The sequence below is a fragment of the Paraburkholderia sp. CI3 genome, from assembly GCF_050436505.1.
Classification (GTDB): Bacteria; Pseudomonadota; Gammaproteobacteria; order Burkholderiales; family Burkholderiaceae; genus Paraburkholderia; species Paraburkholderia tuberum.
The window spans coordinates 1,259,297-1,273,243 of the sequence record NZ_JBNDMI010000003.1; the positions used below are offsets into that span (position 1 = coordinate 1,259,297).

Below are 13,947 nucleotides of genomic sequence, written 5' to 3' on the forward strand. Positions count from 1 at the left end.
TCGATTATGATCGATTCACGCCGAAATGGAGACGAGATCCATGCAGCGAACCCGGGAAGATGCGATCAACGGGCTACTGCCCGAGCAGCGCGAAGCACTGATTCTGGAGCGATTGCGCACGCATGGTCGCGTGCTCGCGGCCGAGCTGGCCGCCGAGCTGCAGATCTCCGAGCACACCGTGCGCCGTCATCTGCGCGATCTCGCGGATCAGGGGCACTGCAAGCGCGTGTACGGCGGTGCGCTACTGATGTCGCCCGCCGACAAACCCGCGGCGCTGCGCATGCATGAGGCCGTCGATCGCAAGGCACGCCTTGCCGCGGCGGCCGTATCGATCGTTCGTCCGAAACAGATCGTGCTGCTCGACGCGGGCACGACGAACGTCGCGATCGCGTCGGCGCTGCCCGACAACGCCGGCCTGAGCGTCGTCACGAATTCGCCCGAGGCCTGCGCGCGGCTGCTGAACCGCCCGGGTATCGACGTGATCCTGATCGGCGGCCGCATCGCCGGCGGCGCGGCGGGCTCGCTCGGCGCGACCGCGCTGCTGCAGATCCAGCAGATCCGCGCGGACCTCTGTTTTCTCGGCGCCTGCGCCTTCGACCCCGACGAAGGCGTCGCCGTATTCGACGCAGAGGACGCCGAACTGAAACGCGCGATGGTCAAAGCGAGTAGCCAGATCGCCATCGCACTGACCTCGGAAAAGCTCATGACAGCGGCGCCGTTCGCGGTAGCGCCTGTTTCGGCCGTCGATTATCTGTTCGTCGAAGCGGACGTGCCGCACGCGCGTGTCGCGAGCCTCCAGGCCGTCTGCGATAACGTGATGACGGCACGCCCATGAACTCACTCGTCAGGGAACGCATCGCGACGCTCGCCGTCTTTCTCGCCAACGGTTTCGGCATCGGCGCATGGGCGGTCGAGGTGCCGCGCATCAAGGAAAGCCTGGCGCTCAGCGACACCTCGCTCGGCATCGCGCTGTTCTGCTTCGCGCTCGGCGCCATCGTTGCGATGCCGCTCGCGGGACAGCTCGCGCCGCGCATCGGCAGCGGCCGCGCCACCGCGCTGCTCGGCGCGGCATTCGCGATCGCGCTGCCGTTGCCCGCGCTCGCGCCGGGCATGCTGACGTTGTGCGTGGTGCTGTTTGCGCTTGGCGCGTCGAACGGCGCGCTCGACGTGTCGATGAACGGACATGCGAGCGCGATCGAAACACGCTGGCGCGCGCCGATCATGTCGTCGTTTCATGCCGCGTGGAGCGCGGGCGGCCTGCTTGGCGCGGCGAGCGGCGCGATGTTGCAGAAAAGCGGCGTCGGCGTCGTGGGCGGACTGTTCGCGCCCGATCTGTTCATCGCGGCCCTGATCATTTTCGCCGCGTCGTTTGCGTTGCGCGATATCGGTCCGCGCGCGGCCGCCGCGTCGAGCGGCTTCGCATGGCCCGACAGCAGCGTGATGAAACTGGCGCTGCTCGCGTTCATGTGCATGCTCGTCGAAGGCGCGGTGGCCGACTGGAGCGCGGTGTACCTGCGCTCCACGTTGAACCAGGAAGCGAGCGTCGCCGCGATCGGCTACTCCGCGTTCGCGTTTTCGATGGCGGCCTGCCGGATCGCCGGTGATGCATCGGTGCGGCGCTTCGGTTCGAGCAAGGTCGTCGCGCTCGGCGGTCTGATCGCGCTCGCCGGACTCGCGCTCGTGCTGAGCCTGCCGACGGTGCTGACCGCGTGCGTCGGCTTCGCGATGGTCGGCATCGGTCTCGCGAATATCGTTCCGGTGATTTTCAGCGCGGCGGGTCGCTCGAGCGCGACGCCGGCGATCGGCGTGTCGATGGCGGCCACGTTCGGCTATGCGGGCTTTCTGGTCGGGCCGCCGCTGATTGGTTTCGGTGCCGGCGTGCTCGGCCTGCGCGCGGCGCTGGGCGTGCTCCTGATGGCCACGCTGATCGTGTCGCTGCTGGGCGGCAAGGCGGTGCGCGCCGCGCAACCCGCGTAGCCAGCGTTATTTCGCTTTCTTGTCGAGCACGGCAAGCGGCTTGCGAACGGGTAACGCATCGCTTGCCGCATGCTGACCCAATGGCCAGCTGAACGCGCCGAGCAGCGAGCTCGGCTGCGTACCATCGTCGAGACCGGTGGCGGGCCACTCGTGTTTCGCGGGCACCCAACGCGTGCCGAACACGTGATCCCACATCGGCAATAGCTGCGTGAAGTTGTGATTGAAATGCTCGGCGCGAATCGAGTGATGCAGCCGGTGATACTGCGGATTGTTGACCCACGTGACGTAGCGGCCAAGGTCCATGCGCAGATTCAGATGCGCGAAATAGTTGCCGAACATGAACACGATCGAGGTCGCACCGACGATCCACGGCTCGACCTTGAACAGTACGCCGACGAGCGGATAAAGCAGGCAGCCCTTGAGCAGCACTTCTATCCAATGATGCCGCAACGTGATCGTCACGTTGAAATCCACCGCGCTATGGTGCAGCGAATGCAGCTTCCACAGGATGGGCCATGTGTGCTGCAAGCGATGAAACGCGTATTCGAGGAAATCGATCGTCAGCAGCACGATCACGAACGAAGCGAGCGCGCCCCACCCGCGCGACACCAGCACTACCATCCCGCCGCCGAGTGCATTGACGATCGCGACGCTCGCGGCCGCCGTCAGCGGCTTCGTGGCTTCCGCCAACGCCAGATACAGACCCGCATACGCCATGTTCAGACGCTGCCCCGCGCGCGATTGCAGCAATGCGGCTGGCCAGCGACGCTCGAGCAACGCACCGACGCCCATCATGACCAGCACGAGCGCGTACGCTTGCAGCCACAGGCTCGCGTGGTGCAGCAATGCGGGAAACGGGCTCGACGCTAACATGGAATTCCCTGATGCGGCGGTCGTTAGCATGATCTTCGCAGCCCGCCGGCCGGCGCGCAAGCGCCCTTTAGCGGGGGCCCGCCGCGAATTCGGCTTCACCCGCGAGCACGAAAAAAAATGGCGGGGTCATCGCTTCACGCCGTCAAGATCGCGAGCGGACGTTAGATGCAGCCGTATCGTCCGCTTGCGTCGTCGTTGTTTGTCGACATCCGTTTGCTATTGGCCCCGCCCCACCTCGCAAGTTGCGCCACGCTCCCCGAGCGCGAATCGCGAAGACTTTTGCTGCCGTCGGCATTTGTTCACTGCTTGAAATCCCGGCTGCAACATGTGTAGTTCTTGTGCATTCGTCATTGCAATGGCTATGCCATGCTGGAATGAAGGCTTGCTACGTATGGAGAAATGCCTGCCGGGGCACTTCGAAGCGGGCCTGATCGCACGCAATGCATCGGAAATGAGACGCCGCGGGGATGCCTCGACGCCTTCGTGCTGGCTCGTACACGTCGTTCGACGCGCGCGGGAATACCCGAACGCGCATTGACGGACCAAGGTTTGCGACCCGTACCAGTCAACATGCCGACACGTCATGCGACGAAAGCGCGCCTGAATCATGCGGACCGGCGTGTCGCAAAGTTGAGACGGCAAGCGGCTTACAGCAGCGCGGTCAATTGCGCGACACGCGACTCGAACTGCCGTAATTCATCGCCGGCAAGCGACCTCTTCTGCGGCAGGTCGACCTTGAGCGGATCCTGCGGCACATCGTTCACGTGGACCTCGAAATGCAGATGCGGTCCGGTCGCCCAACCGGTCTTGCCGACATAGCCGATCACCTGATCGCGCATTACGCGGCTGCCGGAGCGCAGTCCTTTCGCGAAGTGCGACAGATGCGCGAACGTCGTAGAAAACGGTGCGGGGTTCTGAATGACGACCACGTTGCCATAACCGGTCTGACGGCCGATAAAGCGGATTACGCCGCGCGCGGTGGCACGCACGGGCGTGCCAACCGGCGCGGCAAGGTCGACACCGTCATGACTTTGCCAACGATGCAGCACCGGATCGAAGCGGCGCAACGAGAAAGCCGACGACACGCGCGTGAAGTCGAGCGGATAGCGCTCGAACGCAGGCCCTGGGCTGACGCCGTCTTTCGAGTAGTAGACCGGTTGGCCGTGAAGATTTTTCTGAAGGAACACGTCGTGCGCGGTCGAGCCTCGCATGATGCGCACCGCGAGCGGTTCGCGCGATGCGTCTTTGCTGTTGTCGCTATCGGTGTCGAATACGGCGCGCACGCGGTCGCCAGGTTGCAGATCGCGCGACAGATCGAGCTCGTCGCGAAACGCGCGCGACAGAATGGCTGTAGTGCCCACATCGACGCCGATGCTCTGCGCGGCCGCCGCGAATGTACGCTCGACCGGCGCTTCCCTCACGGTGTACGCGGGAGCTTGCGCAGCGGGCACGACCGGTGCGGGTGCCGACGCCGGTATCGGCACGCGGGCAACGGCCTGCGTCGAGTCCTTGCTCAGGAGCGAGACGTCGGGGTCGCCGTTGCGCGCGGCGCGTTCATGAGTGACGAGATAGGCGGCGCACGCCGAGCTCATTGCGCATACGACAATGATTTTGCTGGCGCGCCCCGACAGAAGACGAGCTACAGATAGAGGCATGGTCAGGAACGACTGTCGACCATCGCATGCGCGAAAGGCACGCACGGCGAGGTGGTTTCGTTGAATCAGCGTCTCCAGGCACTGCGTAAGACGCTGCATGAGGCTCGGGGCAGCCTATGGTTGCTTTCTTAAGTCAGCCTTAAGCTGCCCCCAAATGAGCCTGCGATGCGGCGAGGGCGCGCGCTCGAACTTTGGCCGCTGAGGCACGACGGGCATGACGGCGCAATCGCGCTGCGCCGACGAGAAAACAAGCCGGAATATTCGACTCGGCCGCGCGGACGTGGACCGGGTTACGACAACGAAGCAAGCATGTTCGACAGCCGTCGGACATGGGCCTTGAACGCGTCGCTCGTTTCGCGGTTCGTGGTGGGATTCAGATGCGAGCTTTCGGCGAGTTGCGCCTGCTCGTGAAAGTCGTTGGCGATCCTGCGCCTGATATCGTCGGGCAGCGACCGCACGATGGAGACCAGCAAAGCCTCTTCGGCATGCAGCATGCCGAGAATCGAATGTGTGTCCATACGGGAACCTCCGTGGGGAACATCGTCGGTGCCGGCCGGCAGTGGCGCCGGCGCTCCTCATGTTACCCCGTTGGTTCCGCGTCGTTGGTCGTGCGCGTTACTCTGCGATCGAATAGCGCGACGGACGAGCACGCGGCTGCTCCGCCTTACGCTCGACGCGCGGACTCGCGCCGCGGATGAACAGGACCGCGCAAAACGCGACCATGGCCCAGATGCAAAGAATGACGGTCAAAGCGCTCATGTCAGTTTCCGGAACTGCGGGTTAATACGGTGATGCTGCCGCGTAGGCTGTCAATGCAGCGTGGACCGCTCGGGCGCACCGAACAGCAGCTCATCGATCAGGGCGGTCGTGAACGTCAGCTGCGTTTCGAGCGATTGGCGCGCGGCTTGCGCGCCCGCTTCGTCGCTTCGGGCGACGGCTGCGTGTGCCTGCGTGGCGAGACGCACGATGGCTTCGGAACCGCGTTGCAGTTCGCGCATCGCGGGGTCGTCCGGACCCGGCGTCGGCTGATCCCGTTCCGAGGTGGTAAGTTCCGGCAGGTCGGCGTCGAACCGGTGGGGTTTGTTGTGACGGGAAGACATCCGGGGCTCCTGACGGAAAAGCGCGATATACGCGACGGGACGAACCCAGTGTGCGCCGCCCCCCGCGTTTCAATTCACCGAACAGAAGCCGAATCTGAAGCCAATCCGGGGGCTTCGGGAAAAACAAGGGTTTTTACCGAGTAATTAGCGCAGGTGAGCCGCAAATCCCGTCGCCAGTGCGTTGGAATTCGCGGCAGCGGCAGGAAAACGTCTACCTTGCCGGCGCGGAAGAGACTTTGAGCGGCCTCAAGCTGCCGGAACAACATCGATGCGCAGTGCCTCGCCGCCAGCGGCAATCGCCAGCAGGTGATCGACGTTCGGATGCGCGCCCGGACGGTTGCGCGCGTCGGCCGTATGCTCGGCAAACAGCGCGAGGCCGTGTTCGGCCGCCTTCGCGTCGAGCGTGCCGAACGCGCCGCGCAGGTAGTTGTACACCGCGAGCGAGCCCTGCTTGCCAGGTTTGTTCTCGATGCTAGTGACCACGGTACCGCTGCCATTGACCAGATCGATGCGTGCGATGCCGTCGATCGCCGGCATTCTGGTGAGATTTTCCTTGAAAACGTTGCTCGGTTCGATCATTGAAACCACTCCTTCCGTTCTAAAAAATGCATGGCGGGCCGTATCTTATCCGATGGGCGGCGAGCGAGCGAATTGGTGGCCACGACGGATCGGCACGCGCATCTGGTACCTGGTATTCCTGGCAATTTTTCGCATGGACCCCGGTCTCGACAGATCAAAGAAAAGCGAAGGAAGTCGGCATGGAGGCGAAAGCAATGCGTCGGCTCCACGACGCGTGAATGCTTCGACTATGCAGTCTTACCTCGACGCGTTCCCGCACTACACGCTGACCTGGTACAACAGCCAAGCGATACCGCGCATCCGTATAGCGCCGCGCTGATCACGGTGCGCGACGGCAAGCGCGTGATCAACCTGAACCTGAGCCCGGCGCCCGCCTACAACTCGTACACGCCGTACTATCCGGCGCCGTTCTCGGACAATCTCGCGTACGGCACGTACTGACCTCGGCTATGCGCTGATGATTCCGCAGGTCACGTACAACGGCAAAACCTATATCCCGGTCACGTAGAATCTGAACGTGCAGGAAACCAATGGTCAGGTGGTCGTCACGTTCGACTCCGCGAAGTTCAGGCAAGCGGCCAGGAACGCGTTGTACACGACGGATCTCGATCTGCAGGTGCACTCCGTGATGACGTTCGCCATGGGCTCGATCACGCGCACCGATACGCTGAGCTCGGACACGTTGACGGGCAACCTCGCGGTGGAAACGGACTACACGTCGTTCGCGGACTTCCAGAACACGACGGCGAATAGCGACGGCTACTCGGTCAGCTACACGAATAGCCCCGCGACGAACTACGCCGCCATGGGTCTCGATAGTTGCGCGCTGTCACAGTTCGATACGGTGAACGGTGCGACGAACCCGCTGTCGACCACGCCGATTGGACAGTTGCACTCCAACTTCGCCTGTACGACCAACCCGTTCGCGTTGACGGGCCGCGCCAGCCGCACGCTGACGTGGACGCTGAAGTACGCTGATCCGGCCTGATAGCGGCAGGCGCGTTCCTTCCTGTTTTCAGGCAGGAAGGCCTCGTTCGATGGTTGATAGGGGTAGCAGCCATACCGGTAGCAGAAGTTGGACTTCGCGAGCGAAGTCGGCGAAGGCAAGCGGCCTCTCGATAGTGCGCGCGCGGCGTTGAACGCCGTTATGCAGCGGGTCAACCCGGCGTCAGCTGAAAAGCGTTGATCGAGAAGTCAGCGTGCGAGCAGCGGTTCGCCGCGCCGAAAAAAAGCCCGCTTCCGCGGGCAACCCTTCTCTACGCGGCAGCGCCACGCGTGAACAGCATCACCCCTTCGTCGCGCCAAACGTCAGACCCGCGACGAAATGCTTCTGCATCGCAAAGAACATCATGACCGATGGCAGCGCCGCCAGAATCGATCCCGCCGAAACGAGATTCCACGCGGTCGTCCACTGCCCTTTCAGCGCGGCCACGCCGACCGTGATCGGCGCGGCGTCGTCGCCTTGCGTCAGACACAAGGCCCAGAAATAATCGTTCCACACGAACGTGAACACGAGGATCGCCAACGCCGCGAGCGCCGGACGAATCAGCGGCAGCACGATCCTGAAGAACACGGTCCACTCGTTCGCCCCTTCGATGCGCGCCGCCTCGACCAGCTCGAATGGCAGCTGCTTGATGAAGTTGCGCAGAAACAGCGCGCAAAAGCCGGTCTGGAACGACACATGAAACAGAATCAGCGCGCTCACGGTATTGAACAGACCGAGTTGCAACGACAGATCCCGCACCGGAATCATCAGCACCTGGATCGGCACGAAGTTGCCCGCGACGAACGTCGCGAACAACGTCGAATTGCCGCGAAAGCGATAGATCGCCAAGGCAAAGCCGGCCATCGCCGCGAGTGCGATCGAACCCACTACGGAAGGAACCGTAATCAGCACGCTATTCCAGAAGTAATGCAGCATCGGCGACGTCGTCAATGCCTCGCGATAGTTATCGAACATCGCGAAGTGCTTCGGCCATCCCCAGTAGTTGCCCTCGCTCAGTTCTTCGGTCGAACGCACGGACGTGACCAGCACCGCGATCATCGGCAACAGCCAGATCACGAGTGCAATCGGCAACGTCAGTTTGTATGCGCGGCGCGTGGCCGGCTTCCATTTGTCGATCGGAATCGGAAACATCAGCGGCTCCTCATTGCTCGGCGCGCAGCATCCGCCGCAGGTGATAGACGATGTACACGAGCATGATGCCGAACAGCACCACCGCGATCGCCGCCGAATAGCCGATGCGGTAGTACTTGATCGCCTGGTCGTACATGAAATAGGCGAGCACCGTCGAGCTTTCGAACGGACCGCCGCCCGTCATCACCGAAATCAGATCGAAGCTGCGCAGCGCGCCGATGATCGTCACGACGATCGCCATGAACGTCGTAGGCCGCAACTGCGGCAGGATTACATGCCAGAGCATCGACCAGCCCTGCGCGCCTTCCATTCGCGCAGCTTCGATCTGCTCGGCGTTCAACGTGGTCAAGCCGGTCAGATAAAGAATCATGCAGTACGCGGTTTGCGGCCACAGCGCCGCGAACACGATGCCGAGCGTCGCATAGCGCGGATCGCCGAGCACCGGCACGCCGTGGCCGAGCATCATCGCGAGCAGGCCGAAGGTCGGATCGTAGAACCATGAAAAGATCAGTCCGACCACGACCCCCGACAACACGAATGGCGCGAAAAACAGCGACTTGACGATACGGATGCCCGCCACCGCCTGATTCAGATACAGCGCGACGGCGAGGCCCATCGGCGGTGCGAGCAAAAACAGCACGAGCCAGATCAGATTGTTCTTGAGCGCCGTATAGAACGTGGGCGTATGGACCAGCTCGATATAGTTCGCGAGGCCGATGAAGGTCGGCTCGGTCATCCCATCCCAGTTGAAGAAGCTCAGACGGATCGTCGAGAGGATCGGCCACACCACGTACACGGCCACCATGAAGCAGGCCGGCGCGAGAAACAGGAACGCGGCGCGCCGCTGCCGCCGCGCGGTCGGCGTCGGGCCGCGCCGGCGCGACGCGACCGACGCGCCGCCCAGCGCACCGCTCGACGCCGGCAAGCCCGGGCCGCCGGGTTCAACAGGACCGTCGACGCTATGACGGCTGACGGAATGCGACACGATCAATCTCCCGATCCAATCCGATGCATCGGACAGCGGCCTTGCGGCCGCCGCCGCTCACTTCTTGTAGATACGCTGACGCGTCTGCTCGAGCTGCGCGAGGATGTCGTCCAGTTTCGACGGATCGGAGACGAACTGCTGCATCCCCTTCATCCCTTCGTCGGCCATTTCCTTCGTCATGTCGCGATCGTAGAACTGCGCAATGCCGCCCTTCGTGTTCGACAGGATCTGGAAGCCGATCTTCGAAATCGGATCTTCAGGCTCCGGCGATTTGCTGTTCGCCGACAACGAGCCGAGTCCCTTTGCGAGTTGCGCACCGATCTGAGGCGTCTCGACGAACGCAAGGAACGTGTGCGCATCGGACTTGTTCTTCGCTTTCGACGGAATATGCAGCGATTCGACCGGCCCGTCCTCGGCGGTCGGCACCTTGGAGTCGATGATCGGGAACTGGAAGTACCCCATTTGCGGCTTCACGTTGTCCGGGAAACCCGCCGCGATGAACGTCCCCATCAGCATCATGGCAGCCTTGCCCTGGAACAGGAACGGCTGCACCGCGTCGAGATCGTAGGACAGTGAATTGTTGATGAAGTAGCCGTCGTCGATCAGTTGCTTCCACGTCGTATAGACCTTCTTCACGCGAGGATCGGTGTACGGAATTTCGCCGGCCATCAGCTTCTGGTGAAACGCATTGCCGTTCAGGCGCAGATCGAGATAATCGAACCAACCGGCCAGCGTCCAGGCATCGCGGCCCGCCACCGCGATCGGCGTAATGCCCGCGGCCTTCAGTTTTTTCGCGGCGTCGAGAAACTCGTCCCACGTTTTCGGCTCGCCCTTGATGCCGGCCTTCTCGAACAGGTCCTTGCGATAGAACATCCCCCACGAGTAGTACACGGTCGGCGCGGCATACTGCTTGCCCTTGTACGACGATGCTTCCTTCGTCGACGCATACATGTCGTTCCAGCCGTTCTTCTGCCAGTCGCCGGTCAGATCCTCGAACAGGCCACGCTGCGCGTAATACGCCATACGCTCGCCGTCGTGCCAGTTGACGATATCGGGCGCGACAGTCGAAAGCCAACCCGGCAACTGAACCTTGTAGGCTTCCTCATCGATGAACGATACCTTCACGTCGATCCCGGGATGCGCCTTCTTGAACTCGTCGACCACCTGCTGCCAAACCGCGCGCTGGCTCGCGCCCTTGTACGCGATGTTCAGCGCGAGCGTGGCCGCCTGCGCGGTGCCGACGACCGAGGTCCCCGCGGCAACCGCGGCCAGCGCGAGCGCCAACAGAATCTTGCGTGGTTTCAGTTTCATCCTGACTGTCTCCTTCATTCCATGGTTTTTACGTCGTTGTCGCTTCTATATCGAATGACTGCGTGGAATTGCCAAGGCCGGACTTCTATTGCGAGCGGTAGACCGCTACCCCTTGCGGCGCCACCTCCCGGGAGCCGATCACGAATGCGTCGTCGGAAATGTCGTCGAGCGCGTGGGTTCGATCGCCATAGTTGAACACATACGTCAGTCCGCCGCGACGGCTGATGCGCACGCTGTCGCCGAGTGCCTGCGTTTCGAGGCCCGCTTCCTGCGCGATGCGCGCGAACAGGCGCACGGTCAAGGCGTCGTCGAACAGGCTCGCGAAGTAGTGATACGCGCCGCTTCGCACGTACGCCGGATGATCGTCCGCGAAACGCGCGCGCACGTCGAATGAAGATGATGCATCGCTGTCGATGAAATCGCGCCAGTGTCGCGCGAAGCCCTCGGCGGCACCGCCCTGCTGTTCCAGCACCACCGCTTCGGTCACGTTCGGCCGCATCGATTCGACGCGCCACACGCGCAGCGGCAGCACCGACGCCAATGCGCCCGGCGGCAGATTCGCCGGAATCCGCAGCTCGCGCGTCTTCGATCCGGTGCGTGGACCGAGCACGACCTGCGCGCCCGAGCGCGCGAGACGTTCGGCGAAATCGTCGGGCACGACCGGCAGCGGCGGCACGACGACGAGGCTATAACCATCGAACGATGCATCGGCCGGCACGACATCGACGTCGAGTCCAAGCGCGCGCAAAGCCGAGTAGTACTCGAACGCGAACCGCGGATAGTGAAAGTCCGCGCCCTGCGGATGAATCTCGAACAACCACTTCGCTTCATAGTCGTAGACGAGCGCGACTTTCGAGCGGATCGACGCATTGGCATCGGCGTTCGCGGCGAGCACCGCGTGAATTTCGGACGCCACCCGCGATGCTTCATTGCCGCCGACGTCGAGCCGGTTATCGGGCGTATTGAGACCCGCGTGCATCTGCTCCTGCGCGAACGGCGCCTGACGCCAGCGGAAATACGACACGCAGCCCGCGCCGTGGGCGAACGCTTCCCAGCTCCACAGCCGCACCATGCCCGGCAGCGGCGCCGGATTCCACTGCGCCCAGTTCACCGGACCCGGCTGCTGCTCCATCACCCAGAACGGCAGCTTCGACATGCCGCGATACACGTCGTGATTGAACGACGCGAAGTCCGGATGACCGCTGCGCAACCAGCGCGCCTTGATGTCCGGCGCGAACCACTGCTCTTCGAGCGCGCCGAGCGGATAGCTGTCCCATGTTGCGACGTCGAGATCGGCCGCGACCTTGTAGTGATCGAACTCGGTGAAGAGCTGCATGAAGTTGTGCGCGACGGGCCGCCCCGGCGAATGCGCGCGAATGATCTCGACCTGCATGCGGTTGTAGCGCGCCACTTCGTCGGATGCGAAGCGCCGGTAGTCGAGACGATGCGAAGGATGCGCCTCGGTCACGGTGCCGACCGGCGCGTCGATTTCTTCGAAGCCGCGGTACTCCATGCTCCAGAACACGGTGCCCCACGTCTCGTTCAACGCCTGGATCGTGCGATAACGCGCCTTCAGCCACTCGCGAAAGCGCGCGACTGCGGCCGGCGAATAACTGACCACCGTGTGATGACAGCCAAATTCGTTATCGGTCTGCCAGAAAGCGACCGCCGGATGCTTGCCGTAACGCTCGGCCACCGCCGTGCAAATACGACGCGACGCCTCGAAATACGCGGGCGACGAGAAGTCGTAATGACGCCGCGAGCCGAACGCGCGCGGACGTCCATCGGCGCCGATCGGCAGGATCTCCGGATGACGATCGATCAGCCACTTCGGCGGCGTCGCGGTCGGCGTACACATGACGACCTTCAGGCCAGCCGCGCCGAGCACGTCGACGGCGCGATCGAGCCAGCCCCAGTCGTATTCGCCGGGAGTCGGCTCGATCCGGCTCCAGGCGAATTCCGCAATCCGCACCTGCTCGATGCCGAGCGCTTTCATCCGGCGCGCGTCGTCGTCCCACATCGACTCGGGCCAGTGCTCCGGGTAATAACAGACTCCAAGACGCATCCCTATGTCCCCAGTGTTTTTCAAGCGTAGTGTTCGACGGATTCGAGCGACGCGGCCGCGAAACCGTCCTCGGTAAACAGATGACAGGCCGTGCGCGACACCCGCAGGCTCGCGCGATCGCCTGGAGCGAGGCGCGTGTTGCCGGGCGCCTTGGCGATCAGAACGGCGCCGCCGGGTTGATCGAGGTGCACGTAGCTGTGTTCGCCAAGCTGCTCGACGAGCGATACGGTGCGCGCGAGCACGCCGTCTTGCGACGCGGCCGCATTCGTCGTGGCCGATGCATCGACGAACTCGAGATGCTCGGGACGCACGCCGAACGTGACCGGCTGAGCTGGCTGCAATCCGGCGCTGCTGACCGGCACACGCACGTTCTCGCCGGTGTGATCGAGCGTGACGAGCACGCCCTGCGTATCGAGTGACGCCACCTTGCCCGGCAGGAAATTCATTCGCGGCGAGCCGATAAAGCCGGCCACGAAGCGGCTTTTCGGGCGGTGATACAGCTCGAGCGGGGCGCCGATTTGCGCGATGCTGCCGTAGCGCTCGGTGTCCTTGCCCGAATGCAGCAGCACGATCTTGTCGGCGAGCGTCATCGCTTCGATCTGATCGTGCGTCACGTAGACCACGCTCGCCTTCGCAAACTGCTTATGCAGACGCGCGATTTCGACGCGCGTTTGTCCGCGCAAGGTTGCATCGAGATTGGACAGCGGTTCGTCGAACAGAAACACGCCGGGCTCGCGAACGATCGCGCGGCCGATCGCGACGCGCTGCCGCTGCCCGCCCGACAGCGCCTTCGGCTTGCGCTCGAGCAGTGCCTCGAGTTGCAGGATGCGCGCGGCTTCACGCACCTTGCGCTCGATTTCATCCTTCGGGGTCTTCGCGAGTTTCAGGCCGAACGCCATGTTCTCGAACACGCTCATGTGCGGAAACAGCGCATAGCTCTGGAACACCATCGCTACGCCACGCTGCGCGGCCGGCACGTCGTTGACGATCTTCCCGCCGATCGACAGGTCGCCGTCGGTCACATCCTCGAGCCCGGCGATCATGCGCAACAGCGTTGACTTGCCGCAACCCGACGGGCCGAGAAACACGCAGAACTCGTTTTCGCCGATGTCCAGATCGACGTTGCGAATCACCGGCGCACCGTCGCCATACGCCTTCTGCACGCCTCGTAACGAAATGCTCGCCATTGCATCGACTCCGTGATTTAATCGGCGCGAAGTCGGAGATTAAGCGCTTAATCAGCATGACCGAAAAATCGATCGCAA

At 63.1% G+C, this 13,947-nt stretch carries 12 protein-coding genes and 2 pseudogenes; 3 read left to right on the forward strand and 11 right to left on the reverse strand.

Annotated elements, in window-relative coordinates; genetic code table 11:
• The first annotated feature begins 40 nt into the window (after nt 1-40).
• Both OKW29_RS14420 and OKW29_RS14425 read left to right on the forward strand, forming a co-directional pair.
• Nucleotides 41-835, forward strand: coding sequence for a DeoR/GlpR family DNA-binding transcription regulator (locus tag OKW29_RS14420; protein ID WP_429291534.1), 795 nt, complete (start codon nt 41-43; stop codon nt 833-835).
• Entirely contained in the window at nt 832-1,977 is a 1,146-nt protein-coding gene (locus OKW29_RS14425; protein ID WP_429291535.1) for an MFS transporter, read from the forward strand. The genes OKW29_RS14420 and OKW29_RS14425 overlap by 4 nt, the downstream gene beginning before the upstream one ends.
• 183 nt (nt 1,978-2,160) lie before the next feature.
• Here the strand turns inward: OKW29_RS14425 and OKW29_RS14430 are convergent.
• From OKW29_RS14430 to OKW29_RS14455, 6 genes and pseudogenes are all read right to left on the reverse strand, one after another.
• Nucleotides 2,161-2,880: pseudogene (locus tag OKW29_RS14430) on the reverse strand (sterol desaturase family protein); the annotation flags it as partial.
• 617 nt (nt 2,881-3,497) lie between these two features.
• A complete protein-coding gene (locus OKW29_RS14435; protein ID WP_429291536.1) occupies nt 3,498-4,442 on the reverse strand; it encodes a M23 family metallopeptidase in 945 nt (314 codons plus the stop codon).
• A gap of 353 nt (nt 4,443-4,795) precedes the next feature.
• On the reverse strand, nt 4,796-5,023 hold the full coding sequence (locus OKW29_RS14440; protein WP_018423381.1) for a hypothetical protein: 228 nt from the start codon (nt 5,021-5,023) through the stop codon (nt 4,796-4,798).
• Nucleotides 5,024-5,120: 97 nt separating this feature from the next.
• Nucleotides 5,121-5,264 (reverse strand): hypothetical protein, encoded by a 144-nt coding sequence (locus tag OKW29_RS14445; RefSeq protein ID WP_429291537.1) that lies wholly within the window; start codon nt 5,262-5,264, stop codon nt 5,121-5,123.
• A gap of 50 nt (nt 5,265-5,314) precedes the next feature.
• Nucleotides 5,315-5,605 carry a hypothetical protein gene (locus tag OKW29_RS14450; protein WP_429291538.1) on the reverse strand — a complete coding sequence of 97 codons (291 nt, stop codon included), beginning with the start codon at nt 5,603-5,605 and terminating at the stop codon, nt 5,315-5,317.
• A 246-nt stretch (nt 5,606-5,851) separates the two neighbouring features.
• Nucleotides 5,852-6,184 (reverse strand): DUF2322 family protein, encoded by a 333-nt coding sequence (locus OKW29_RS14455; RefSeq protein ID WP_429291539.1) that lies wholly within the window; start codon nt 6,182-6,184, stop codon nt 5,852-5,854.
• Nucleotides 6,185-6,416: 232 nt separating this feature from the next.
• Between OKW29_RS14455 and OKW29_RS14460 the strand changes: the two are divergent.
• Nucleotides 6,417-7,172: pseudogene (locus OKW29_RS14460) on the forward strand (hypothetical protein); the annotation flags it as partial.
• Nucleotides 7,173-7,469: 297 nt separating this feature from the next.
• Here the strand turns inward: OKW29_RS14460 and OKW29_RS14465 are convergent.
• The 5 genes from OKW29_RS14465 to OKW29_RS14485 form a co-directional block, all read right to left on the reverse strand.
• A complete protein-coding gene (locus tag OKW29_RS14465; RefSeq protein ID WP_018423397.1) occupies nt 7,470-8,321 on the reverse strand; it encodes a carbohydrate ABC transporter permease in 852 nt (283 codons plus the stop codon).
• 10 nt (nt 8,322-8,331) lie between these two features.
• On the reverse strand, nt 8,332-9,306 hold the full coding sequence (locus OKW29_RS14470; RefSeq protein WP_187626433.1) for a carbohydrate ABC transporter permease: 975 nt from the start codon (nt 9,304-9,306) through the stop codon (nt 8,332-8,334).
• 57 nt (nt 9,307-9,363) lie between these two features.
• Nucleotides 9,364-10,617, reverse strand: a complete 1,254-nt coding sequence (locus OKW29_RS14475; protein ID WP_429291540.1) for an ABC transporter substrate-binding protein — start codon at nt 10,615-10,617, stop codon at nt 9,364-9,366.
• An 85-nt stretch (nt 10,618-10,702) separates the two neighbouring features.
• Nucleotides 10,703-12,682 carry a beta-galactosidase gene (locus OKW29_RS14480; RefSeq protein WP_429291541.1) on the reverse strand — a complete coding sequence of 660 codons (1,980 nt, stop codon included), beginning with the start codon at nt 12,680-12,682 and terminating at the stop codon, nt 10,703-10,705.
• 20 nt (nt 12,683-12,702) lie between these two features.
• Complete coding sequence (locus tag OKW29_RS14485; RefSeq protein WP_429291542.1) at nt 12,703-13,869, reverse strand: ABC transporter ATP-binding protein; 1,167 nt, start codon at nt 13,867-13,869, stop codon at nt 12,703-12,705.
• Nucleotides 13,870-13,947: the final 78 nt, after the last annotated feature.

Coding starts and splice junctions, on each gene's coding strand:
- OKW29_RS14455 (WP_429291539.1), bottom strand. CDS start 6,184: ATGATCGAACCGAGCAACGTTTTCAAGGAAAATCTCACCAGAATGCCG.
- OKW29_RS14445 (WP_429291537.1), bottom strand. CDS start 5,264: ATGAGCGCTTTGACCGTCATTCTTTGCATCTGGGCCATGGTCGCGTTT.
- OKW29_RS14485 (WP_429291542.1), bottom strand. CDS start 13,869: ATGGCGAGCATTTCGTTACGAGGCGTGCAGAAGGCGTATGGCGACGGT.
- OKW29_RS14420 (WP_429291534.1), top strand. CDS start 41: ATGCAGCGAACCCGGGAAGATGCGATCAACGGGCTACTGCCCGAGCAG.
- OKW29_RS14475 (WP_429291540.1), bottom strand. CDS start 10,617: ATGAAACTGAAACCACGCAAGATTCTGTTGGCGCTCGCGCTGGCCGCG.
- OKW29_RS14465 (WP_018423397.1), bottom strand. CDS start 8,321: ATGTTTCCGATTCCGATCGACAAATGGAAGCCGGCCACGCGCCGCGCA.
- OKW29_RS14425 (WP_429291535.1), top strand. CDS start 832: ATGAACTCACTCGTCAGGGAACGCATCGCGACGCTCGCCGTCTTTCTC.
- OKW29_RS14480 (WP_429291541.1), bottom strand. CDS start 12,682: ATGCGTCTTGGAGTCTGTTATTACCCGGAGCACTGGCCCGAGTCGATG.
- OKW29_RS14435 (WP_429291536.1), bottom strand. CDS start 4,442: ATGAGCTCGGCGTGCGCCGCCTATCTCGTCACTCATGAACGCGCCGCG.
- OKW29_RS14450 (WP_429291538.1), bottom strand. CDS start 5,605: ATGTCTTCCCGTCACAACAAACCCCACCGGTTCGACGCCGACCTGCCG.
- OKW29_RS14440 (WP_018423381.1), bottom strand. CDS start 5,023: ATGGACACACATTCGATTCTCGGCATGCTGCATGCCGAAGAGGCTTTG.